Source organism: Janthinobacterium lividum, assembly GCF_034424625.1.
GTDB lineage: Bacteria > Pseudomonadota > Gammaproteobacteria > Burkholderiales > Burkholderiaceae_D > Janthinobacterium > Janthinobacterium lividum.
The window spans coordinates 3,745,953-3,768,601 of sequence record NZ_CP139976.1 but is presented as its reverse complement, the minus strand read 5'-3'; the positions used below and the strand labels follow the sequence as shown (position 1 = coordinate 3,768,601).

The window sequence follows — 22,649 nt, the reverse complement described above, 5'->3', positions numbered from 1 at the left end:
AGAGGACCCATCATGAGCGACACGTTTCACCCTTACCCCCATGTGCCGAAGGTGTATCCACCCGGCAAACCGGCCGGCGCCGCCACGCAGCATGTCCCGGTGCTGATCGTCGGCGGCGGGCCCGTGGGCCTGGCCACGGCCCTGGGCCTGGCCCGCCACGGCGTGCGCTCCGTGCTGATCGAAGCGGACGATGGCGTCTGCACGGGCAGCCGTGCCATCTGCATCTCGCGGCGCAGCCTGGAGATCATCGAACGTCTGGGGGCGCTTGACGGATTTCTGGCCAAGGGCTTGCCGTGGGCGGGCGGACGCAGCTTTTACCGCGACGAGGAAGTGCTGCACTTCACGATGCCGCAAGACGCGAACCAGAAGTTGCCGCCCATGGTCAACCTGGCGCAATACCATATCGAGCAATTCCTGCTCGATGCTGCCGAGCGCCAGCCGGAGCTGATCGATATCCGCTGGCAAACGCGGGTCACTGGCGTGGACCAGCGCGCCGACGGTGCCACCGTCACCGTGGCCACGCCCGATGCGACCTACCAGATCGAGGCGGACTGGCTGGTGGCGGCCGACGGCGGGCGCAGCGCCGTGCGCGAGGCGCTGGGCTTGAAACTGCAGGGCACCAGCTATGAAGGGCGCTATGTGATCGTCGATATCCACCTGAAGAGCGACCGCCCGACGGAGCGCCTCGCATATTTCGACCCGCCGTCGAATCCCGGCTCGACCGTGCTGGTGCACAAGCAGCCCGACGATATCTGGCGCATCGATTACCAGTTGCGCGACGACGAGGATGCGCAGGCGGCCGTGCTGCTGGAAAACGTGGCACCGCGCGTGGACAGCCTGCTGGCCATGATGGGAGAAACAGCGCCGTGGCATCCCGTGTGGATCACCATCTATAAGGCCAATGCGCTGACCCTGGAAAAATACCGGCATGGCCCCGTGCTGTTCGCGGGCGATGCGGCCCACCTCGTGCCCATCTTCGGCGTGCGCGGAGCGAACTCGGGCATCGACGATGCGGACAACCTGGCCTGGAAGCTCGCCTACGTGGTCAAGGGCCAGGCGCCGCATGCCTTGCTGGACAGCTATTCGGACGAGCGCGTGTACGCCGCCCATGAAAACCTGCGCCACGGCACGAAAAGCACGGAATTCATGGCGCCGCCCACGTTTGCCTTCGACCTCATGCGCACGGCCGTGCTGGGCCTGGCGGGCAAGCATGCGCATGTGCGCTCGCTGATCAACCCGCGCCAGACCAGCGCCATCGCGTATGCGCAGTCGGCCCTGAATGCGCCGGACCTCGCCACGTTTGCCGCCGGCCCCGCGCCGGGCACGGTCTTGCCCGAGTGTCCGCTGGTGCTGCTGCAAGACGGCGCGCAGCAAGCGGGGTATATTACCGATCTGGTGCAGCGTGCAGCCGGCCATTTCACGGGACTGTACTTCAGCGAGGATGGGTCTGTACCATCCGCACTGGCGGCGCTGCGCGACACCTTGCCGCTGACGACCGTGGCGATTTCCCGCGGCGGCGCGCAAGGGTGCGCCTGGGACCACACGGCGCAGGTATTCTCGTTATTCGACGCGCGGCCAGGCAGTTTTTACCTCGTGCGCCCGGACGGCCACGTGCTGGGGCGTTGGCGGCAGGTGCAGGCGGGGCAGGTGGCGGCTGCGTTGGCGAGGGCAGGCATCGCCCGATCAAAGTAACAAGGAGATAACATGACCGACATCGAACTGGATAATCTTTACACCGAGTTGTGCCACACCATGGGTGGCCTGGGCGAACAGCGTTCGCCCTTGTTCCTCGCCCGCTTCGCCTTGCTGGCCATGGGCGCCATCGGCAAGGCCGACGTGGTGCAAGGCTTGCTGCGCGACGCGGCCGACGGACTGGGGGAGCGCGCATGGTAGGCGCCGGCTACCAAAGCGGCTTCGGCAACGAGTTTGCCACGGAAGCCGTGCCTGGCGCCTTGCCGCAGGGGCAGAATTCGCCGCAGCAGGCGCCGCTGGGCCTGTACGCGGAACAACTTTCGGGCACGGCCTTCACGGCGCCGCGCGCGCAGAACCGCCGTTCCTGGCTGTACCGCATCCGTCCCGCCAGCCAGCATCCGCCATTCACCCTGGCTGAAAATGCCCGCATCGTCAGCGATTTCCACTCCATGCCGCCGACGCCGCCGAACCAGCTGCGCTGGGACCCGCTGCCGCTGCCCGACAGCGGCACGCCGGTGGACTTCATCGATGGCTGGCAGACGATGGCCGGCAACGGCAGCGCCGAAGCGATGAGCGGCTGCGCCATCCACGTGTATGCGGCCAATCGGTCCATGCAGCGCTTCTTTTATTCGGCCGATGGCGAACTGCTGGTCGTGCCGCAGGAAGGCCGGCTGGCGATTGCCACGGAGCTGGGCTTGATCGAGCTGGAGCCGCAGGAAATCGCCGTGATTCCCCGCGGCGTGCGCTTTCGCGTGACCCTGCCGGACGGCAAGGCGCGCGGCTATGTGTGCGAAAACTTCGGCACGGCCTTCCGCCTGCCGGACATGGGCCCCATCGGTTCGAACGGCCTGGCCAACAGCCGCGATTTCCTCACGCCGCACGCGTCGTATGAAGATATCGACGGCGACTGCGAACTGCTGGCCAAGTTCGGCGGCCACTTGTGGCGCACCACGCTCGACCATTCGCCGCTGGACGTGGTGGCCTGGCACGGCAATTACGCGCCGTACAAATATGACCTGCGGCGCTTCAACACCATCGGCTCGATCAGCTACGACCATCCGGACCCGTCGATCTTCCTCGTGCTGCAGGCGCCCAGCGAAAACCCGTTATTCGGCGCCATCGACTTTGCCATCTTCCCGCCGCGCTGGCTGGCGGCCGAGCATACCTTCCGCCCGCCGTGGTTCCACCGCAACGTGGCCAGCGAATTCATGGGGCTGATCCACGGCGTGTACGACGCCAAGGCGGCCGGTTTCGTGCCGGGCGGCGCCAGCCTGCACAACTGCATGTCCGGCCACGGCCCCGATGCGCAGACGTTCGAACGCGCCTCGCACAGCGACACGTCCGCGCCCGTGAAGGTGGCCGACACCATGGCCTTCATGTTCGAGACGCGCACCATCCTCAAGCCCACGCCATTCGCCTTGAACAGCGAACTGCTGCAAAACGACTATTTCGCGTGCTGGCAAGGCTTGCGCAAGCATTTCGACCCGGACCAGGCTTAGTCACAGCGCAGTCAGGCGGCCCGCGCCCGCGCCACCGTATGCGGGTTGGCGGGCCGCGCCAGTCCGAGATTGCCGCGCAGGGTGCTGGCCGCGTATTCCATGCGGAACAGGCCGCGCCGCTGCAGTTCCGGCACCACCAGGCGTGTAAAATCCTCGAAGCCTTGCGGCAGCAGCGGCGGCACGACGTTGAAACCGTCCGCGCCCCGTTCCACGAACCACTGCTCCATCAAGTCGGCCACCGTCTTGACGGAGCCGATCGCTTGCAGGTGACCGCGCGCGACCCTGAAGCGCAGCACCAGCTGGCGCAGGGTCAGATTCTCGCGGCGGGCCAGCTCCAGCTGCTGCAGGAAGCGTCCCTTGCCATTTTCTGGCGCCTGGTAGGGTAGATCGGGCAGGGGGCCGTCGAGCGGATAGCCGGACAGGTCAAAACCGCCAAATTCCAGGTGGCTGAAATCGACCAGTGCCTGCAGTTCGCCGAACTGGTCTTGCGCCTGCTGGTCCGATTCGGCCACCACCACGGACAGCCCGGGTGTGACCTTCAACTGGTCTTGCGCGCGGCCGTATGTCGCCATGCGTCCTTTCACGTCCGCGTAATACGCCTGCGCCACGGGCAGCGAGGTGGCGGAGCAGTACACCATTTCGGCCAGGCGCGCGGCAAATTCGCGCCCTGTCTCGGAATTGCCCGCCTGGACCAGCACGGGGTGGCCCTGCACGGGACGGGGCAAGTCCAGCAAGCCTTGCGAGGCGAAATACTCGCCCTGGAAGTCCAGCGGGTGGCCCGCTGCCGGCTGGTAGAACTGGCCGGCGGCGCGGTCTGGCCGGTCGAAGGCGTCGTCATCCCAGCTATCCCACAGGGCCCTGGACAGGGCGACGAATTCGTCGGCCCGCGCATAGCGCTCCGCATGGCTGCGCGGTGCATCGATGCCGAAATTGCGGGCCGTATGCTCGCCAAACGATGACACGACGTTCCAGCCCGCGCGCCCGCCGCTCAGGTGGTCGAGCGAACTGAATTTGCGCGCCACGTGGTACGGGTGCTCGTAATTGGTGTTGACCGTGGCGATCAGGCCGATATGGCTGGTGACGGCGGCAATGGCCGACAGCAGGGTGAAGGGCTCGAACGGCAGGCCGATGGCGGCGCGGCCAGTCTCGGGCGTGACGTCGCCGGCGCGGCCGATGAAGTCGGCTATGAAGAAGCTGTCGAACTTGGCCGCCTCGGCCAGCCTGGCGGCGCGCAGCCACCAGGCCAGGTCGGGCCGGCCGCTGGCGCTGGCCGATGGATGGCGCCAGGCGGCCGGATGGTGGCCGTGGCGTTGTAAAAAGACGTTCAGGACAAGCTGGCGTGCTGGCATGGGGAAGTGCTCCGTGGTGCGCAGGCGACATTGCCTGCCCCCCAGCCTGAGCAAACTCCGGGCCAGCATGGGAGCAGCGCCTGCATATGCAAAATCCGGATAAGCTAGCGCGGCACCATTCGTTCCCGCCTGGAGATGGTGCGCGGTATAGTCGGCTCATGGAACTCTTAGCCCACAACTTCAGCAGCGATTTCGCGCGCAGCGCCCACCTTGCCCGTGGCGCCGGCGCTGATGGCGACAGCGAGGCGCTGGTCGCCTTCCGCGACCCGCAGCAGATGAGCTTGCTGGTGCGCGCCACGGCCTTTGTCTTTGCCGACCCCCGTTCGCGTCAGTTGCACGAGCTGATCGAACGCATCGCCCCCAGCGAGGCGACGGTGCTGATCACGGGTGAAACGGGGACTGGCAAAGAACTGATCGCGCGCCACGTGCACGGCTTGAGCGGGCGCGCCGAACAGACCTTTGTGGCGATCAACTGCGGCGCGTTTTCCGAAACCCTCGTCGAGAGCGAACTGTTTGGCTATGAAAAAGGCGCGTTTACGGGCGCGCAACAGGGCAAGCCTGGCTGGTTCGAGACGGCCAGCGGCGGCACCCTGTTCCTCGATGAAATCGGCGACTTGCCGCTGGCGATGCAGGTCAAGCTGCTGCGCGTGCTGCAGGAGCGTGAAGTGGTGCGCCTGGGCGCGCGGCGCGCCATTCCCATCGACGTGCGCCTGATCGCCGCCACCAACGTGGACCTGGCCGAAGCCGTGCGGGCCGGGCGCTTCCGCGAAGACCTGTATTACCGGCTGCAGGTGATCGGCCTGCCGCTGCGCCCCTTGCGCGAGCGCCCGGGCGATATCATGCCGCTGACGCGCCACTTCATGGCCATCTATGCGCAGCGATTGCACCTGGGCGAGGTCGAGCTGGGCCCCGACGCGCAGCAAGCCTTGCTCGCTTATCCATGGCCCGGCAATATCCGCGAACTGGAAAACGTCATCCATCGCGCGCTGCTCGTGTGCCGCAGCGGCGTCGTGCGCGCCGAGGACTTGAGTTTGTCAGGCTGGCACAGGGCGCCTGCTGCAGCACCGGCCGCAATACCTGTTCCAGACGCCTGGGCCGGCGGTGCCGATATCGCCTATGCGGCCCACGGCGCGTCCGGCCAGGACGATTTATTGGCGGCCGAGCGCTTCGCCCGCGCCTGGCAAGCCTTGCTCGACTCGGGCGAGGCAGTGGAATTCGAAGCCATGCAGCAGGAACTGGTGCGCGCTGCGTGGGAGCGCAATGAGCGCAACCAGGTGCGCACGGCCAGGCACCTGAACCTGAGCCGCAATATCCTGCGCACCTTTTTGAAAAAGGCGGGCGCCATCGACTAGGCGCATGATGCCCTTCCTGGAGCCGGACCCGCAGCGATGCGGCTCCGGCTTTTTTCATGGCTGCTGCGCGCGCAGCATGCTGCTGCCCTGGCTGCAGCCGGTTGCTGCCAAATCAACAGCGAATGGGGCTGGCCGGCGTATGCGGCATGGCATGTTTTCTGCGAGGAGGGAAGGGCAGGCCGCTGCGCGCAGATATCCAAAGCGCATAGCGGTGTTTTCTTCGACCCACGACAGGAGTCCATGCATGACCATAGAATTCATCTGGCAATTGCCCACCAGCGGCGATGGCCGTTACGCGGCACCCGGCATCACGCGCAGGGGCGAACGGGCCGCCGGCGCGCCCAGTCCCCTGCAGGCGGGCGTGAGCGACCCGCGCGGCGCGCGTCCGCCCTTCAATTATTTCGATTACCTGCACCAGATCGCCCGCGCAGCCGATCTTTCCGGCTTCGACGGCATCCAGATACGCCACGATACGCAGGGCGACGAAAGCTGGATCGTCGCGGGCTACCTGGCCCGCAGCACGCGCCATTTGAAACTGATCGCCGAATTCGACGCCGCCTGGGGTTCGGCCGTGTATGCGGCAAAGAACGCCGTCAGCTTCCAGCGCTTCACGGGCGGGCGCTTCGCCTGGCAGATCGGCCATGGCGGCGATGCGGCCGCGCGCCGGCGCCAGGGCGATGCGGCGCCGGAGGCCGACATCCTGCCGCGCATCGATGAATTCATTACGGTGGCGCGCGGCGTGCAGAATACGTCGCCGTTCAGCTTCAAGGGCAAGTTCTTCGAAGTGCAGGACGGCGGCTTCAAGGGGCCGCTGGCGAACCATCCCGTCAACGGCATCTATCTGACCGGCGAGTCGCCCGAAGCGCTGGCCCTGTCGGCACGCCAGGCTGACGTGCACGTGTTCGATGCGGCGCCGCAGGCGGATTTGCAGCCTGCCATCGACAGCCTGCAAGCGCAGGCGCGCCAGCTGGGCCGCGCCGTGACAGCGGGCTTGCGCATCGACGTGCTGGCGCGCGAAACCTTCGACGAAGCCTTGCGCGATGCGCGCCGCTACCGCAGCGGGGCAGGGCTGCCCGACGATGCGCCATTCGACGGCAGTGCCGCAGCCTTCTGGCCCGGCTTTGCGCAAGCGCAAACGGGCGCCCACGGCGCCCTGGTCGGCAGCTATGCACAGGTGAGCGCCGCGCTGGAGGCGTACGCGCAGGCCGGCGTGTCCAGCTTCGTGCTGGCGGCCATTCCCCATTTCGAGGAAGCCTACCGCATCGGCGAGCACGTGCTGCCCCGCGTGCGGGCAGCGTTGAGCGCGCAGCTGCAAGCGGCTTGAGTTCCTGTATCCAACTTACTGAAGGAGTACCTGCATGGCTATCGATTTCTTCTGGCGCATCCCCACGCATGGCGAACCGAGTTCGCATCGCGCCCGCACGCCGTTTCGCGGCGACTGGTTTCCCGGCAATGACAACTTGCGCCAGTCCGGCCTCGGTGGCGGCGGCGCCGACGGCTTTACCTACATCGACTACCTGGCCGAGATCGCCCGCGCCGCTGAAATATCGGGCTTCCAGGGCGGTTTGATCGAGCAGCTGCGCGAGAAATTCGCCCGCGTGCATGAAAAGACGGCGCTGTTGGGCCGCAAGATCAAGTGCGCCGTGCGCGTCGACATCGTGGCCCGCGCCACGGAAGAAGAGGCATGGGACGAGGTGCGCAAGGGCTTTGACGCCGTCGATCCCGCCACACTGCGCCAGTTCCTTGGCGCCGATGGCGGCGATTCCGTGGGCGCGGCGCGCCAGCGCGGCAACCGCCCGACGACCTTGAACAGCTACAAGGACTTGATCACGGCGCCGAACATCTGGTCCGGCTTCAATCTGCTGCGCGGCGGCCAGACGCAGGGCATTGTCGGCAGCTACCAGCAGGTGGCCGAGCGCCTCGACGAGCTGGTGCAGCTGGGCGCCGACGCCTTCATCCTGGCCAGCACGCCGCACCTGGAGGAAGCCTATCGCGTGGGCGAGGAAGTGCTGCCCCTCGTGCGCGGGCATACGGCGGCACTCTTGCGCGCCGCCTGAGGCATTCCCCTGTTGCCGCGACAGCAGCGCCACCGCCTGCTGTCGCACAGGCAGCACGCGGCAGCGCCGCTGCTGCCAAATCAACAGCACTATCATCACGATAGTCTTCCTTTGAAATCAATCACTTGACTCCCATTTTGCTGCGCTGCGGCAGCGGGCATGACCCTTGCAATACCAGTCATCACCATCTCGCGTTTTGACTTTACTCAAGGATAATCACCCATGCGCCGTTCGACTGCCCCCGCCGCCTTCTCCCCATCTCCTCTTCATTTGACGCCAGTGCGCCGCGCGCTGCGCTCGGCCTTCGCCATCGGCGGGCTGATGCTCGTCCACGGCATGGCGCATGCGGAAACGCCTGGCGCCGATGTCATTGCCGCGGCCGACGCGAACGGTGGGGGCGAGGGCGCCTCCCTGCAATCGGTGACGGTGACGGCGCAAAAGCGCGAGGAATCGGCGCAAAAGGTGCCGAGCGCGATCACTGTATTGGGCGGCAAGGAGCTGCTCGATACGGGCATCGGCCGTTCGGCCAGCGAAATCCTCAACTACGTGCCAAACGCCTCGGCCGGCACGCAGCAGCATGGCCGCCCGCGCTGGTGGATACGCGGCGTCGGTGCGGGCCAGCAGCAAATCGATTTTCCGAACCCCGTCGGCTTTTACCTCGATGACGTCTACATCAGCAATTCCAGCGCCACGGGCTTTCCCCTGTTCGACCTGGACCGGGTGGAAGTGCTGCGCGGGCCGCAAGGCACCTTGTGGGGCAAGAACACGACGGGCGGCGCTATCAACGTCATTTCGCGCAAGCCCTCGTTCAAGTCCAGCGGCTACGCCAAGCTGGACTACGGCAGCTACGACACCAAGCTGGCCGAAGGCGCCATCGGCGGCGCGCTGGTCGACGAAGTGCTGGCGGGGCGCCTGTCCTTCCACACGGAGCAGCAGGACAAGGGCCGCTTCCACAACCAGTTTACGGGCGAGCGCGATGGAAAGCTCAAGGACGGCGCCATCCGCGGCCAGCTCAAGGCCCTGATCGGGCGCGACCTGACGGCGAACCTGAACCTGCATTACCGCGACTACACGACCAAGGGCGCCACCACCACGGTGGCCAGCTATGGCGCGAATGGCGTCTACCGCAACGGCTACATCCCCAGCACCAATCCCGATGACGTGAGCACGAATGCGCCGGCCGACAGCGACGTGACGCAGGGCGGCGCGCAGCTGAACCTGGAATACGCGCTGGGCGAGCTGACCCTGACGTCGATCACGGGCTATGAAAACTTCCGCAACGAAGCCACGGGCGACAGCGACAATACGCCGCTGGAAGTAGGCCGCAGCCGCTCGAAGGCCAGCAGCCGGCAAGTGTCGCAGGAGCTGCGCCTCACATCGCCGCAAAACGGCGCCGTGAGCTGGGTCGCGGGCCTGTTCTACTTCAATGAAAAGATCGATTCCGATTCGGCCGGCGCGCGCCTGCCCAACGGCACCGTGCCGGCGCTGGCCGGCAGCACGCAGCCCGTCGGCTACAACCGCACGATCTACCAGCACAAGGCGCGCAGCGCGGCCATCTTCGGCAGCACGACCGTCAACTTCAGCGAGCAGTTCCTGTCCACGTTTGGCCTGCGCTGGACGACGGAAACCAAGGATCTCGATTTGCGGCGCGTGCAGGCCGCATCGAACACGGTGACGTTTGGCGATGCGGCCAACTGGTGGAACACGGTCAAGGGCGGCAATTACGCGGCCGCCTCGGTCGCCAACAACAATTTCACGTCGAATCCGTCGACCACGTGGAATGCGCTGACGTACGACGTGACGCCTGAATACCGCTTCAGCCGCACCCTGCGCGGCTACCTGAAATACGCGCACGGCATTAAGTCCGGCGGCTACAACACGAGCGCCACGGACGTGCGAGCATTGAATACGGTGAAGCCGGAAACCCTGAACTCGTTCGAGGCGGGCATCAAGTCGGAATGGCTGGACGGGCGCCTGAATTTCAACGCCAACGTCTTCCACTATGATTACAAGAACGTGCAGGTCAATATCACGGGCGTGTACAACGGCGACCCCACGCAAAGCGTCAATTACCTGCAAAACGTGCGCAAGGCCCACGTGAATGGCGCGGAATTCGAGATCGAGGCGCAGCCGACGGACAACCTGCACATCAACGCCAATATCGGCCTGCTGCGCACGGAATTCGACGATTTCGCCATCCAGAACAATGGCGGCGACCGCTCCGGCAATGAATTCGTGCGCTCGCCCCACGTGACGGCCCTGCTGGCGGCCGATTACCGCTACCCGCTGGGCAATGGCGCGCAGCTGGTCTTCAGCGGCGACGTGCGCTACACGTCCAAGCAGTACTACTATGTCGACCCGCAAAATGCCGCGCGCGGCTTGCTGAACCAGGGCGGCTTCGCGCTGGCCAATGCGCGCCTGTCGTATGTGCTCCCGGGCGGCAAGCACCGCATCACGGCGTATGCAAACAACCTGGCCGACAAGGTCTACCGCAACCATACGCTCACCAGCTTCGTGCCGGGCGCCGTCAATGGCGACACCGTCATCATCGGCCAGGGCCGCACGGTGGGGGCGTCGTACACGATCCAGTTCTGAGCGTGGCTGCCTGATGTAAAAAGGCCGGCGAATTCGCCGGCCTTGTGCTTTTATGCCGCCACTTGCAGCAGCGCTTCCAGCCGCCGCTGCGCTTCCGCCAAAGGCCGGCGGTCGATCCAGCGCTCGATATCCACGTCGCGGTCCAGGAAGCCGTGCTGCAATTGAAAATCCTTTTGCTGGCGGAATAGCGCCACCTTCTCGTCGGACAGGTCGGGCGCCAGGGTCAGGTGAAAGCCGTCGCGGTACGCTTCGGCCACGGCATCGGCGCCGGCCCGCGTCTCGCCCTGCAGGATGGCCAGCACGTCGGCCTGGTGGCTGCGCGCCCAGTGCGCGGCGCGCAGGGTTTGCGTCAGGAAGCGCACGACCAGCTCGAAATGCTGTTCCAGCATCGTTTCATGCACGGTGATCGGGCGTGGCGTGCCGTTGTTCACGCGGAAGCGCCGGTCGGGCAGGGCGTCGATGTCGATGCCCACTTCCAGCCCCGCCGCGCGGGCCGCTTCGGCCGCCGCCGCGCCTTTCACATAGACGGCGTCGACCTCGCCGCGCAGCAGTGGGGCGATGCCTTGCCACAGTCCCGCACCCAGATTGGCTTGCGCTGGCGCGTCGGCGCCCACCTCCACCAGTTGCACATCGTCGAGCGTGAGGCCGGCCGACGCCAGAACACCCTTGTAGCCGGCCAGGCTCATGCCGCGCGCGATGCTGCGCCCGCGCCGGTTCTCGCGCAAGTCCTCTGCGCGGAACACGGGCAGCGCCAGGCGCTTGCCCTGCAGCTGCGCGGGCTTCGTGATGCCGGAACCGGGGCGCACGAGGATGGCTTGCCATTCATCGATCCACGTCAGGCCGATCAGGCGCGTGGGCGCCCCTTGCGCGCGCGCCGGCAGGGCCAGCAGGTTGCCGCCTTCGCGCACGAGCGTGGACAGGCCGTGGTCGTAATGGTGGCGCGCCAGTTCGCCGCCCACTTCCTGCAGGGTTTTCAGGGCGATGCCGTCGCGCGCGAATTCCTCGTCCAGCCAGCCCAGTTTATAGGCCAGGCCCGTGGCCGTGGGCACGGGGCAGCGGGTGAACCAGACGGTATCGACAGCAGGGGATGGTGCGGTAGTCATGGAATTCCTTGGTGGTGGGTGGAGCCTTGAACCGTGCAGGAAACGTGCCCGCGCCGCTTGCTGGCTTGCCGACAGCGCGTGCGCACGCGGCTGCTGCCACGCCAGCAGCCGCTGTTGCGCAGGCAGCAGACTTCCACCATTTGACTGGCCGCGGCGCTGGCACGCGTCTTGCGAAAGTAGAGGCATGACTGACCCGTATCCCAACCCCAAAGAATGGAGCATGACATGACGGACGTGGCACAAGCGGAAGCACAACAAGTACAGGCGCAGGAATTGACGGCGGCCGAACTGGCCTTCGTGGAGCAGGTGCGCCGCGATGCGCAGATCGCCTTCGACGGCTTGCGCGAAACGGGCAGCCTGACCGCCAATGGCACGGTGGGCTTCGTCGAGCGCACGCCCGGCGGCGACAAGGTGGTGGTGGTCAACGATCCGGGCCCGTTCCGCCGCGGCCAGGCCCTGAAGGCGGCCGTGCTGGCGCTCGATGGCACGGTGCTCGTGGGCGACGCGAACAACGGCGGCGCGCGCTACTTAAAACTGTTCCGCGAGCGGCCTGAGGTCACGTCGATCTCGCACGTGCATTCGCCGTCGCTGGGCGCGTGGGCGCAGACGCACCGCACCCTGCCGATCCGCTACGTGCCCGTGCAGCGCTACCAGCTGGTGCGCGAAATCCCTATCTACATCGACCGCCGCCAGCCCGAAGTCGATTTCATCCTCGGCGAAATCGCCCGCAACACGCATGCGACGGCCATCCTGGAAGCGAACGGTGGCGCCACCGTGTGGGGCAAGCAGGGCTTGCTGAAGCTGGCGGAATTCATCCTGCTGCTGGAAGAGGGCGCGAAGATCCAGATCGCGGCCGAAGCCATCGGCGGTTCGCGCGATTTCGGCCCCGGCGTGCTGCTGCAGCAATGGAAGATGAGCAAGCTGATCGACACGGCGCGCGCGCTGTCGCTGCTGCCCGCCACCGACCTGGTGTAACCCTTTCACGAACAGGCCCGCAATGTCATTGAAATTCTTACGTTTGATCTGGCGCAAAGCATTCGCCGCCACCCTGGCGGCCAGCCTGCTGGCGCCAGCGATGGCGGCCGCCGCCGAAGCACTGCCGGCCGCCGTGCGCATCGCCGTCGTGGCCCGCACGGCGCCGTCCGGCAAGACCGTGTTTGCCGGTTCGGCCGCCCAGGTGGCGTCAACGGGCTGGCTGGCGGCCGAGCTGGGCAAGCTGGGCGTGAAGCTGGAGTGGGTGCCCGTCACCACCAATTCCGTGGCCACGCAAGTCAACGAGGCGTTTGCCAACCGTTCGATCGACCTGGCCCAGTATGGCGACTTGCCGTCGATTATCGCCAATGCCTCGGGCTTGCAGACGCGGCTGATCTTGCCCGGCGGCAGCGCCAACAACACCTATCTGGTGGTGCCGAACGGTTCCACGGCCAAATCGATCAAGGATTTGAAGGGCAAGAAGATCGCCCTGCACCGGGGCCGGCCGTGGGAATATCCGTTTGCCCGACTGCTGGAAGCGAACGGCATGACCTTGCGCGACGTCAAGATCCTCAACCTGAATCCGCAGGCGGGTGCGGCGGCCGTGGCGACGGGCGGCGCCGACGCTTTCTTCACGCTCAGCGATGCCTTCCTGCTGGAAGATAAAAAGGTGGGCAAGATCATCTGGGCCAGCAAGGCGCCGCCGCAGGACTGGAAGATGCGCGCCGAGCTGTGGGCCGACAGCGGTTTCCTGCAACGCTGGCCGCAACTGGCCCAGCTGGTGGTAACGGCGTATGTGCGCGAGCACCACCGGGCCGCCGGCGCCGGCGGCGAAGACGAATACGTGCGCACCGAGGCGGCGGCGGGCCAGGTGGAAAGCGTCGTGCGGCGCGAACTGGCGGGCGACCATACGCCGTGGCAGGCGCGCTGGTCGCCCCTGTTTACGGCCAGCCTGCGCCAGCATTACGTGGGCGAGGCGGCGTATGCGAAGAGCGCGGGCCTGATCGGGCGGCCCCTGCAAGTCGACAGCCTGTTCGCGCCCCAGTTCGTCAACCAGGCACTGGCGCAGCTGAAGCTGCAAACGTACTGGGCGCCATGACTTCCCTCGCCATCGCCTTGCCCCGCGCCCCTGCGCCAGCGCGTGCGGCCTCCATCCCCTGGCTGCGACGCTTCGTGCGCTCGCCGTGGTCCGTGTGGGCCTCGCCGCTCGCCTTGCTGCTGTTGTGGACGGCGGCCACCACGTTCGAATGGATGCCTGCGCACATCTTGATGTCGCCCTGGCAAGTGCTGCTGACGGCGCGCGATCTGGCCGAGAGCGGCGAACTGGGCCAGCACCTGGGCATCAGCCTGTTTCGCTTGCTGGCCGGTTTCGGCCTGGGCGCCAGCTGCGGCCTGGCGTTTGGCGTCGTGCTGGGCCTGTCGCCTGGCTTGCGCAGCTATGTCGACCCCACCTTCAATGTCTTGCGCCAGCTGCCGACGGTGGCCCTGATCCCCCTGTTTATCTTGCTGTTCGGCATAGGCGAGAGTTTTAAAGTGTTTATCGTGGCCAAGGCCAGCTTCTTCATCGTCGCGCTGGCCGTGCATGACGCCATCCGCAACTTGTCGCAGCGTTACTTTGAGGTGGCGCAAGTGTATTGCTTCTCGCGCAGGCAGCGCATCCGCCTGATCGTCTTGCCGGCCATCGTGCCGGCCGCGCTGACGGGCATGCGCATTGCCCTGTCGCGTTCGTGGATGGTGCTGGTGGGCGCGGAATTGCTGGCTGCCGACAGCGGCCTGGGTCAGATGATGGAAATGGGCCGCCAAATGTTCCGCCTCGACGTGGTGATGGTGGGCGTGGTGCTGACGGGCGTGATCGGCTTTGGCCTGGACCGGGCCTGCCACGCGCTGGAGGCAAGATTGATGCGCTGGAAGCGTAATGGGGAGTCCGCATGAGGCGGCGTTTAGTGTTAGTTATCAAGGGCGCGCTGCTGCCGCTGGCCTTGCTGGGCGCCTGGCAATGGGCGTCCGGGCAAGGCGCTGCCGCGGCCTACATCTTTGTGTCCTTGGGCGACCTGGCGCACAGCCTGCGCGACCTGGTCTTGACGGGCGAGCTGTGGGTGCATTTGCAGGCTAGCCTGGGCCGCACCCTGGCCGGACTGCTGCTGGGCGGCAGCGCCGGCATCGTCACGGGCGCGCTGATGGCGCAGTCGCCGCTGGCGGACCGGCTGATCGGCCCGCTGTTCCACAGCATCCGCCAAGTCCCCCTGCTGGGCCTGATTCCCTTGCTGGGCCTGTGGGTGGGCAATGGCGACGGCGCCAAGCTGCTGGTGATCGCCATCGCCGCCTTTTACCCAACCGTGCTCAACACGTATGCGGGCATGCGCCAGGTGGAAGGACGCTTGCGCGAAGTGGGGCAGGTGCTGACCCTGACGCGCTGGCAGACCCTGCGCCAGATTTTGTTGCCGGGCGCCATGCCGGCCATCGTTACCGGTGTCACGCATGCGCTGGCCTTTGCCTGGCTCGCTTGCCTGGGCGGCGAGCTGCTGTTTTCAGCCGGCCCCGGCATGGGGTCCCTGCTGCTCAATGGCGAAGTGTCGGGCCGCATAGATGTCGTCCTGCTGGCCGTGCTCGTGATCGCCCTGCTGGCGCAAGCGATGAATGTGGCGTTTGCGCGTCTTGCGCGCCTGCTGGTGAAGGGGCGCAGCAGTGAGTGAATCCCTGCCATTCCAGCCGGACGAGGCTGTCAGCGCCCGCGAAGGCGAGCTGCGCGCCTTCTTGCTGCGCTTTATCGGCCTGACCCTGCTGTCGGGCGTGACCATCGGCATGAACAAGGTGCTGGCCACCCTGCTGGGGTTACATTTGCACGTGAGCAATTTCCAGCTGGCCGCGATCAGCAGCGCGGAAACCCTGGCCATGGCGCTGGGCACCATTCCGGCCGGCTACATCTTGTCGCGCGGCAATCCGAAGCATCTGTATGCGGGCGTCAGCCTGAGCCTGGCGCTGGCGTTCTGCGTGCTGCCGTGGCTGCCCGGCTGGCAGTGGGTGGCTTTGCTGATGTTTCTCGTGGGCCTGTGTATCTCGCTGCGCATCGTGGCCATGAGTACCGTGTTTCTCGTGCGCCTGCCGGAAATGGGGCAGGGCAAGGCGGGCTGGTACAAGGGGACCTTGATCCTCGGCATGCAATTCCTCGGACCCTTGTGCGGCAACTACCTGATCGCTCAGCTGGGGCTGAAGGCGGGCTTTTTGATTTCCGCCCTGATGTTCGCCATCCTGGCCGTGCTGGGCTGGCAAGTACTGCCCGATAACACGGCGCCGCGCAAGCTGGAAGGCCAAGCCTTGCTGCCCGGCGCGGCCAGCTTGCGCGAACTGCTGCGCCTGCCCGTCGTGCGCGTGACTTACCTGTTCGAGATCCTCGCCAGCTTCACGGCGTCCAGCGTGGGCGTGTTTTCCATCCTGCTGGCCATTCGCGTGCTGCACTGGCCTGCGCATCATTCCGTCTGGCTGATGGCCGTGCAGGGACTCAGCTGCGTGCTGGTGCTGCTGTTCCTCGGGCGCTTCGTGCTGGCCAGCCGCTACCGCGAGCAATTGTATGGCGGCGCCCACCTGGCCATCATGGCCGCCTTGCTGATCCTGGGCCTGTGGCCGGACAGCATCGCCTACCTGGTCGCGTCCGTGCTGCTGGGACTGGGCCTGGGCGTGAATAACCTCGTCAATACGGACAATGTCGCCCGCGCCCCCGTCGACAAGGCCAGGGTCTCGGCCCACTTGACCCTGTTCGGCATGGTGGGCGGCACGGCTGGCGCGCTGGCGGCGGGCCGCCTGGCCGACCTGACGGGCTTGCGCAATGTATTCCTGATCTGGCTGGCTCCGTGGCTGGCCGCCTGGCTGGTTTTCCACGGCAGCCGCTGGTTGCGCCGGGCGCCGCCCGCCGCCATTCCTTCCCTAGCCCCCACCGCAGAGAGTGCGCCATGAATGATTTCGTTTCCCCTTCGGCCTTGTCGCCGCAACAGCAGCACCTGAGCGGCGGCTTGCAAGTGCAGCACGTGAGCAAGTCGTTTTCGCTGAAAGGCGCGCCGCTGCTGGTGCTCGATGATATTTCGCTGGCGATTGCCCCCGGTGAATTCGTTGCCATCGTCGGTGCGTCCGGCTGCGGCAAGTCTACCTTGCTGCGCCTGCTGGCTGGCCTGGACACGGACTACACGGGCTTGCTGCTGCACGATGGCGTGCCCATCCGTGGCACGGACTTGCACCGTGGCCTCGTGTTCCAGGATCACCGCCTGTTTCCCTGGCTGACGGTGCAGCAGAACGTGGCCGTGGCGTTCAGCAATACCCGCGTGCCGCTGGCCGAGCGCGCATCGCGCGTCGCGTCGGAAATTGCGCGCGTGGGCCTCGACGGCTATGCGGATGCGTATCCGCATCAATTATCGGGCGGCATGTCGCAGCGGGCGGCCATTGCCCGCGCCCTCGTGGGGCGGCCCGACGTGCTGCTGCTGGACGAGCCGCTGGGCGCGCTTGACGCGCTGACCCGTTTGCGCCTGCAGCAGGAACTGCGCCGCCTGTGGCAGGACGAGGGCATCACCATGGTCATGGTCACGCATGACATCGATGAAGCCGTCTACCTGGCCGACCGCATCGTCGTGCTCGATGCGCGTCCGGGCAAGGTGCGCCGCGTGCAGGACGTGCCGCTGGCCCACCCGCGCCAGCGGGGATCTCCGGGCTTTGTCGCCATCCGCGATGGCTTGCATGCGGATTTCAGCGACCTGGACGACACGCATGCGCCCGTGGCGCAGGATGTAGATCCCAGCAGCTCATGGGATGGCAATGAATGGGCGCGCAGGATGGCGCTGTAGTTTCCTTTTTGACCGGTCCACCCACTCTGGAGATACAAGATGAGCAATAACAACGCACTCGACACCCTGTGGTACACGCGCTGCCCCGTCCCCACGGGCCTGGGAATTTCTCTGCAGCAGGGCTGGCTGGAAGAGGCCTTGCGCGCTGACGGCACCAGCTTGCGCTCCTTGCGCGAGTCGGAGCAGGAAGCCGTGCGCGAATCGCATTTCGACCACACCCTGCAGAACTCCGTGCGTCACGGCGGCAATATCCCGGCACTGTGGGCGCGCGCGGCGGGACGCGAGACGCGCGTGATCGGCTTGTCGTGGTCGGATGAGACGCAGCTGATATTGACCTTGCCCGGCAGCGGCATCCAGACGGTGCGCGACTTGAAGGGCCGGCGTTTCGGCTTGCCATTATGGAGCAAGGCGCAGATCGACTTTGCGCGCGCGCAAGCCTTGCGCGGCCTGGAAAACGCGCTGAGCCTGGAAGGGCTGGCCGTGGCGGACGTGGAACTGGTCGATTATGTGGTCAACACGGGCCAGAGCGAGGCGGCGCCGGAGAAGGGCGCGGCAACAAACCTGTTCAGCGGCGCGCGGCGCGGCGGGCAAAGCCCGGAACTGCTGGGGCTGCTGCGGGGCGAAGTGGACGCCATCTTCCTGAAAGGCGCCTCGGCCGCCCAGCTGGCGCAGCAGTTCGGCTTGCACACGGTAATCGACACGGGCATCCATCCGGAACCCTTGATCCGCGCCAACAACGGCACGCCGCGCACCCTGAGCGTCGATGCGCACCTGCTGGACAACCATTTTGCTTCCGCGGTGACCCTGGTCGACCAGGTGCTGCGGGCAGAAGCGTGGGCGCGCGGCCATGCGGACGAGACGCGGCGTTTCCTCGCGCGCGAATCGAATGCCAGCGAGCACTGGGTGCAAGTGGCTTACGGCAAGGATGCGCATCTGCGCCTGGACACGGACCTGGCGGAAACGTCGGTCGCGGGTTTGCAGGATTTCAGCGATTTCTTGTTCCGCTGGAACTTCCTGCCCAGCAAGGTCGACGTGCGCGCCTGGATCGATCCCCGTCCCTTCGAAGCGGCGCTGGCGCAGACGCGCCGGGCGGCTTGAGCGGGAAGCACGTCGACAGTGGCCATGCATGATGATGATGAGGAGAATGCGATGCGGCGACGCACGGTGATGGGCGGGCTGGCTTTGCTGCCCCTGGCGGGACAGGCTGTGTCGGCGAAGGCGGGGGCGCCGCCGGCGGCCCTGCGCATCGCCTCGACGGGTTTTGCGGAAAACGGCAAGGCGGAACTGGGCGGCATCGCTTACCGGGTGCAGCAGGAAGGCTGGCTGGCGCGCGAACTCAAGCAGAGGGGCGTACGGCTGGAATGGCTGCCCGTCACGGGCGACACGGGCGCCACCATGAATGAAGCGTTCGCCAGCGGGCGCATTGACATGGCCGCGTATGGCGACTTGCCGTCCGTTATCCTGAACGCGGGCGGCGTGCGCACGCAGGTGATCGTGCCGGCGGGGCGGGGCACGGACCAGTTCCTGCTGGTGCCCACCAGTTCGCGCGCCACGTCATTGGCCGAACTGAAGGGCAAGCGCATCAGCGTGCACCGGGGCCGGCCGTGGGAACTGGGCTTGCGCCAGTTGATCGCCGACCAGCGCATGTCGCCCACGGATTTCCGCCTGATTAATATGGACCTCAAGCCGGGCACGGCCGCGCTGGCCACGGGCGCCGTCGACGCCTTGTTCATGATCAATGGCTATCCGCTGGAAGACAAGGGCATCGGCCGCATCATCTGGTCCAGCAAGGGCTTGCCCGAGCGTAAAATGCGCGCGGAACTGTGGGCGCGGCGCGACTTTACGCAAGCCCATCCCGATATCGCCGAGCTGGTGGCCACGGCCTGGCTGCGGGCCCAGCACTGGGCGGCGCTGGACGGCAACCGCGAGGCGGTCATCAAGGACGGCACGCGCAACGGCACGCCCGACAGCGTGGTGCGGCGCAGCTACGACGATCCGGGCTTGCAGTGGAAGGAGCGCTGGTCGCCCCTGTACGACGACGCCGTGTACCGCCATTACCGGCGGGTGCTGGCGTTTGCGCAGGAACAAAAATTGATCCGCCTGCCGTTGACGGCGGAAGAATTGCTGGAACCGCGCTTCGTGGCGGCGGGCTTGAAAAAGCTGGGCCTGGCCAATTACTGGGAGCCGGCCAAGGTATAGCGTCAGCGGGAGGCGTGGTTCAGTGCGGCAGGCACACGCGCCCGGCCACAACGTTGTCCGTGCCATCGCCCGCATGCGCGCGCAGTTGCAGCAGCATCAGGGCCACGCCCAGCATCAGCGCGGCTGCGCAGAGTTTCTTGTGCATCGTCTTTTCCGTTTTCACTATCTATGAAGGTGTTCAGCGATATTATTGCCCAAATTCAGCGTGCGGGCTGAGCTTGTGCCTAGCGTGCTTTACAATTATGCATCGGGCGCATCCGCGCCATCTGAATTCTATGCATAGTATGTGAAGGGAATGACAAGCCTGTGACTTCCAAGCCGATCAAGATCGCCGCCACCGTCGTCGTGGCACTCGCCGCTGGGGCCGGCATTTATAGCTATACCCGTCCCGCTGCCACCGCCACGCCGGGCGCCCCCGCCTCTGGCAGCCCGGCCGCCGCGACCCAATCCACCGTCGATACGGCCGCCGTGGCCGCCCAATTCCGCGACTTGCTGGGCAATTTCCGCAAGATTATCGTGCTGCTGGCCGACGAGCAAAGCTTGCCGGAAGGCGCGCGCGATGAAGCCCGCAAGGTGGGGCAGGCGCTGTTCCATGAAAACCAGGAGCGCATCGCCAAGCTCGATCTTGTGCTGGATCAATTGACTGCGCCCACCAATCCGGGCCGCTTCGAGGCGCTCGACAGCCTGTTGACGTATATCGAATCCGATCCCGGCCTGTATGACGCGGACCGCCTGGCGTTCCGCGAACTGCTGCAAAGCATGCTGGCCGACGTGGCCAAGGATTCCTCCTTGCCGGCGATCAAACTGCACAAGCGCATCTCCGAAGACCTCGATGCGCTGGGCGAGATCGAGCGCAATTACGAGAAGGAAATCCGGCAAATCTTCGGCAATCTGGGCCAGCGCGCGATCGAACTCAAGCGCGAACGGTGGGACGATTACGTGGCGCAGCTGAAAAAACTCTACAGCCGCGAACAGATCCTCAAGGAAAACGGCATCGTCGTACCGTATGCAGTACCGCCGGCCGGTTCCGTGCCCGAAGCCAAGCCGGTACCAAAAAAAGATGAGGCGGAAATCTTCGGCCTGGGCTTGCCGAAGAAAACCATCGTGCTGACCTTCGACGACGGCCCGCACCGCCGCTACACGGAAGAAATCAGCGCCATCCTGAAACAGTATGGCGTGCCGGCCGTGTTCTTCAACGTGGGCCGCAACCTGGGCAGCCTGGACGCGGAAGGCCACGCCAAGCTGAACGCGGGCGCGGAAGTGAGCCGCAAGCTGATGAAGGAAGGCTATGCCGTGGGCAACCACAGTTTCAGCCACGCACAGTTGTCGAAACAGACGGGCGACAAGCTGAAGGGCGAAATCCTCGGCACCGACACCCTGTTGAAGGCGATCAGCCCCGAGCGGGCCGCGCTGTTCCGCTTTCCATATGGCGCGCGCAACAGCGAAGGCATGGCCGCGCTGGCCGATGCGCATTTGAAGTCCGTGATGTGGAATATCGATTCGCTGGACTGGGCCGACCCCGTGCCCAGCTCGATCACTAACCGCGTGCTGGCCTCCGTCGACAAGGCGGGGCGCGGCATCATTCTGTTCCACGACATCCACGAACGCACGGTGAAAGCCTTGCCGGCCGTGCTGGACAAGCTGATCGCGGAAGGCTATCAATTCGCGGGCTGGGATGGCACAAGCTTCCAGGTGGCGAAAAGCACGGCGCCCACGCCGGAAAAAGTGCCCGTCACCACCGGTTATGCCAATTCCTGGGCCGTGGTGATCGGCATCGATGACTACGCCAAGTGGCCGAAACTGCAATATGCGGTGCGCGACGCGCAGGGCATCCGCGAAACGCTGATTGAAAAGTTTGCGTTTGCGCCCGAGCGTGTCGTCACCCTGAAAAATGGCGAAGCGACGCGCAACAATATCCTGGCCGCCTTCCACGACAAGCTGGCGCATGGCGGCGTGCAAAAGAATGACCGCATCTTCGTGTTTTTCGCCGGCCATGGCGCTACGCGCAAGCTCAGTTCCGGGCGCGACCTCGGCTACATCGTGCCCGTCGATTCCGATCCGGCGCAGTTCGCCACGGATGCGATCCCGATGACGGAAATCCAGAATATCGCGGAAAGCCTGACGGCCAAGCACGCGTTCTTCGTCATGGATGCCTGCTACAGCGGCCTGGGCCTGACCCGTGGCGCCGGTTCCAGCTCCTTCCTGCGCGACAATGCCAAGCGCATCGGCCGGCAAATGCTGACGGCTGGCGGCGGCGACCAGCTGGTGGCCGATGGCGGGCCGAACGGCCATTCCGTGTTCACGTGGACCTTGCTGCAAGGCTTGGCGGGCAAGGGCGACCTGAACGGCGACGGTCTCATTACGGCGACGGAACTGGCGGCCTACGTGGCGCCGGCCGTGTCCAGCGTATCGAACCAGACGCCAGCGTTTGGCAGCTTGCCGGGCTCGGAAGGGGGCGATTTCGTGTTTGAATTGCCGGGCGAGACGGAGTTCCTCAGCCCGAACACGACGCAGCTTTCGACGGAAGCCATTGCCCTGAACAGCAAGCTCGACGCGAAGCCGCAAGCGGCCAGCGTGACGGTGAAGGATTTGCAGGGCGGCGAACAGAAGATCGTCACGCCGGGCGCCGTGCCGACCTCCACGCGCCAGCTGGCACAGCGGGCCAACGACCGTGGCTTGCAGCTGTACAAGGAGAAACAATATGCGGCGGCGGAAGCGCAATTTACGGAAGCGCTGAAACTGCGGCCCGATTTCGCGCTCGCGGCGAATAACCTGGGCTTTGTCTTCTACAAGCAGGAAAAATACCGCGAAGCGGCGCGCTGGTTTGAAAACACGGTCAAGATGGATCCGTCGCGCGCCATCGCCTATCTGAATCTGGGCGACGCGTATGCCAAGGCCGGCGATGGCGCCAAGGCGAAAGCGGCCTATAAAACCTATCTGGAATTGGCGCCGACGGCTGCGACGGCACCGGCCGTGCGGCAAAAGATGGAGAAGCTGTAAGC

Annotated in this window: 19 protein-coding genes; 16 read left to right on the top strand and 3 right to left on the bottom strand. The window is 65.7% G+C overall.

The genetic code is table 11. The annotated features are described in order from the left end of the window. Positions 1-12 precede the first annotated feature (12 nt). From U0004_RS17095 to hmgA, 3 genes are read left to right on the top strand one after another with little or no spacing between them, the layout of a single operon-like run. Positions 13-1,692, top strand: coding sequence for an FAD-dependent oxidoreductase (locus U0004_RS17095; RefSeq protein ID WP_070257033.1), 1,680 nt, complete (start codon positions 13-15; stop codon positions 1,690-1,692). 12 nt (positions 1,693-1,704) lie between these two features. Then, on the top strand, positions 1,705-1,893 hold the full coding sequence (locus U0004_RS17090; protein ID WP_070257043.1) for a DUF2783 domain-containing protein: 189 nt from the start codon (positions 1,705-1,707) through the stop codon (positions 1,891-1,893). After that, entirely contained in the window at positions 1,887-3,191 is a 1,305-nt protein-coding gene (gene hmgA / locus U0004_RS17085; protein ID WP_070257045.1) for a homogentisate 1,2-dioxygenase, read from the top strand. The genes U0004_RS17090 and hmgA overlap by 7 nt, the downstream gene beginning before the upstream one ends. Positions 3,192-3,202: 11 nt before the next feature. Here the strand turns inward: hmgA and U0004_RS17080 are convergent, their stop codons facing one another. Further along, positions 3,203-4,540 (bottom strand): LLM class flavin-dependent oxidoreductase, encoded by a 1,338-nt coding sequence (locus tag U0004_RS17080; protein ID WP_115057510.1) that lies wholly within the window; start codon positions 4,538-4,540, stop codon positions 3,203-3,205. Positions 4,541-4,698: 158 nt separating this feature from the next. On the opposite strand from U0004_RS17080, the gene U0004_RS17075 reads away from it, so the two are divergent. From U0004_RS17075 to U0004_RS17060, 4 genes are all read left to right on the top strand, one after another. Further along, positions 4,699-5,892, top strand: coding sequence for a sigma-54 interaction domain-containing protein (locus U0004_RS17075; protein ID WP_080753612.1), 1,194 nt, complete (start codon positions 4,699-4,701; stop codon positions 5,890-5,892). Positions 5,893-6,136: 244 nt separating this feature from the next. Then, positions 6,137-7,216: an LLM class flavin-dependent oxidoreductase gene (locus U0004_RS17070; RefSeq protein WP_070257049.1), complete on the top strand. Its 1,080-nt coding sequence runs from the start codon at positions 6,137-6,139 to the stop codon at positions 7,214-7,216. Positions 7,217-7,250: 34 nt separating this feature from the next. Next, complete coding sequence (locus U0004_RS17065; RefSeq protein WP_327076239.1) at positions 7,251-7,949, top strand: LLM class flavin-dependent oxidoreductase; 699 nt, start codon at positions 7,251-7,253, stop codon at positions 7,947-7,949. 222 nt (positions 7,950-8,171) lie between these two features. Continuing rightward, complete coding sequence (locus tag U0004_RS17060; RefSeq protein ID WP_070257053.1) at positions 8,172-10,544, top strand: TonB-dependent receptor; 2,373 nt, start codon at positions 8,172-8,174, stop codon at positions 10,542-10,544. A 50-nt stretch (positions 10,545-10,594) separates the two neighbouring features. Here U0004_RS17060 and U0004_RS17055 read toward each other — a convergent pair whose 3' ends face one another. Beyond that, positions 10,595-11,647, bottom strand: coding sequence for an ABC transporter substrate-binding protein (locus U0004_RS17055; protein ID WP_070257055.1), 1,053 nt, complete (start codon positions 11,645-11,647; stop codon positions 10,595-10,597). 225 nt (positions 11,648-11,872) lie between these two features. On the opposite strand from U0004_RS17055, the gene U0004_RS17050 reads away from it, so the two are divergent. The 8 genes from U0004_RS17050 to U0004_RS17015 are packed head-to-tail and all read left to right on the top strand — an operon-like array spanning position 11,873 to position 19,647. Then, positions 11,873-12,622, top strand: a complete 750-nt coding sequence (locus U0004_RS17050; protein ID WP_070257057.1) for a class II aldolase/adducin family protein — start codon at positions 11,873-11,875, stop codon at positions 12,620-12,622. A 22-nt stretch (positions 12,623-12,644) separates the two neighbouring features. Continuing rightward, positions 12,645-13,718: an ABC transporter substrate-binding protein gene (locus U0004_RS17045; RefSeq protein ID WP_070257059.1), complete on the top strand. Its 1,074-nt coding sequence runs from the start codon at positions 12,645-12,647 to the stop codon at positions 13,716-13,718. Continuing rightward, the gene (locus U0004_RS17040) at positions 13,715-14,551 is read left to right on the top strand and encodes an ABC transporter permease (protein WP_081345664.1); all 837 of its coding nucleotides are present in this window, start codon (positions 13,715-13,717) and stop codon (positions 14,549-14,551) included. Before U0004_RS17045 ends, U0004_RS17040 begins: the two co-directional genes overlap by 4 nt. A gap of 11 nt (positions 14,552-14,562) precedes the next feature. Further along, positions 14,563-15,312 (top strand): ABC transporter permease, encoded by a 750-nt coding sequence (locus U0004_RS17035; RefSeq protein ID WP_231958156.1) that lies wholly within the window; start codon positions 14,563-14,565, stop codon positions 15,310-15,312. After that, entirely contained in the window at positions 15,305-16,570 is a 1,266-nt protein-coding gene (locus tag U0004_RS17030) for an MFS transporter (protein WP_070257064.1), read from the top strand. The genes U0004_RS17035 and U0004_RS17030 overlap by 8 nt, the downstream gene beginning before the upstream one ends. Further along, complete coding sequence (locus U0004_RS17025; protein WP_070257066.1) at positions 16,567-17,448, top strand: ABC transporter ATP-binding protein; 882 nt, start codon at positions 16,567-16,569, stop codon at positions 17,446-17,448. The genes U0004_RS17030 and U0004_RS17025 overlap by 4 nt, the downstream gene beginning before the upstream one ends. Before the next feature lie 39 nt (positions 17,449-17,487). After that, positions 17,488-18,546: an ABC transporter substrate-binding protein gene (locus U0004_RS17020; RefSeq protein WP_070257067.1), complete on the top strand. Its 1,059-nt coding sequence runs from the start codon at positions 17,488-17,490 to the stop codon at positions 18,544-18,546. 51 nt (positions 18,547-18,597) lie between these two features. After that, a complete protein-coding gene (locus tag U0004_RS17015) occupies positions 18,598-19,647 on the top strand; it encodes an ABC transporter substrate-binding protein (protein WP_070257108.1) in 1,050 nt (349 codons plus the stop codon). Between the two features lie 19 nt (positions 19,648-19,666). On the opposite strand, the gene U0004_RS17010 is transcribed toward U0004_RS17015, so the two are convergent. Further along, on the bottom strand, positions 19,667-19,792 hold the full coding sequence (locus U0004_RS17010; RefSeq protein WP_256608825.1) for a hypothetical protein: 126 nt from the start codon (positions 19,790-19,792) through the stop codon (positions 19,667-19,669). Positions 19,793-19,953: 161 nt separating this feature from the next. Between U0004_RS17010 and U0004_RS17005 the strand changes: the two genes are divergently transcribed. Next, the gene (locus tag U0004_RS17005; RefSeq protein WP_070257069.1) at positions 19,954-22,647 is read left to right on the top strand and encodes a polysaccharide deacetylase family protein; all 2,694 of its coding nucleotides are present in this window, start codon (positions 19,954-19,956) and stop codon (positions 22,645-22,647) included. Positions 22,648-22,649: the final 2 nt, after the last annotated feature.

What these genes read in the sequence shown, in the direction of transcription:
- U0004_RS17060 (WP_070257053.1), top strand. Translation starts at nt 8,172, where the DNA reads ATGCGCCGTTCGACTGCCCCCGCCGCCTTCTCCCCATCTCCTCTTCAT.
- U0004_RS17045 (WP_070257059.1), top strand. Translation starts at nt 12,645, where the DNA reads ATGTCATTGAAATTCTTACGTTTGATCTGGCGCAAAGCATTCGCCGCC.
- U0004_RS17055 (WP_070257055.1), bottom strand. Translation starts at nt 11,647, where the DNA reads ATGACTACCGCACCATCCCCTGCTGTCGATACCGTCTGGTTCACCCGC.
- hmgA (WP_070257045.1), top strand. Translation starts at nt 1,887, where the DNA reads ATGGTAGGCGCCGGCTACCAAAGCGGCTTCGGCAACGAGTTTGCCACG.
- U0004_RS17015 (WP_070257108.1), top strand. Translation starts at nt 18,598, where the DNA reads ATGCGGCGACGCACGGTGATGGGCGGGCTGGCTTTGCTGCCCCTGGCG.
- U0004_RS17065 (WP_327076239.1), top strand. Translation starts at nt 7,251, where the DNA reads ATGGCTATCGATTTCTTCTGGCGCATCCCCACGCATGGCGAACCGAGT.
- U0004_RS17040 (WP_081345664.1), top strand. Translation starts at nt 13,715, where the DNA reads ATGACTTCCCTCGCCATCGCCTTGCCCCGCGCCCCTGCGCCAGCGCGT.
- U0004_RS17095 (WP_070257033.1), top strand. Translation starts at nt 13, where the DNA reads ATGAGCGACACGTTTCACCCTTACCCCCATGTGCCGAAGGTGTATCCA.
- U0004_RS17025 (WP_070257066.1), top strand. Translation starts at nt 16,567, where the DNA reads ATGAATGATTTCGTTTCCCCTTCGGCCTTGTCGCCGCAACAGCAGCAC.
- U0004_RS17090 (WP_070257043.1), top strand. Translation starts at nt 1,705, where the DNA reads ATGACCGACATCGAACTGGATAATCTTTACACCGAGTTGTGCCACACC.
- U0004_RS17070 (WP_070257049.1), top strand. Translation starts at nt 6,137, where the DNA reads ATGACCATAGAATTCATCTGGCAATTGCCCACCAGCGGCGATGGCCGT.
- U0004_RS17075 (WP_080753612.1), top strand. Translation starts at nt 4,699, where the DNA reads ATGGAACTCTTAGCCCACAACTTCAGCAGCGATTTCGCGCGCAGCGCC.
- U0004_RS17080 (WP_115057510.1), bottom strand. Translation starts at nt 4,540, where the DNA reads ATGCCAGCACGCCAGCTTGTCCTGAACGTCTTTTTACAACGCCACGGC.
- U0004_RS17050 (WP_070257057.1), top strand. Translation starts at nt 11,873, where the DNA reads ATGACGGACGTGGCACAAGCGGAAGCACAACAAGTACAGGCGCAGGAA.
- U0004_RS17010 (WP_256608825.1), bottom strand. Translation starts at nt 19,792, where the DNA reads ATGCACAAGAAACTCTGCGCAGCCGCGCTGATGCTGGGCGTGGCCCTG.
- U0004_RS17020 (WP_070257067.1), top strand. Translation starts at nt 17,488, where the DNA reads ATGAGCAATAACAACGCACTCGACACCCTGTGGTACACGCGCTGCCCC.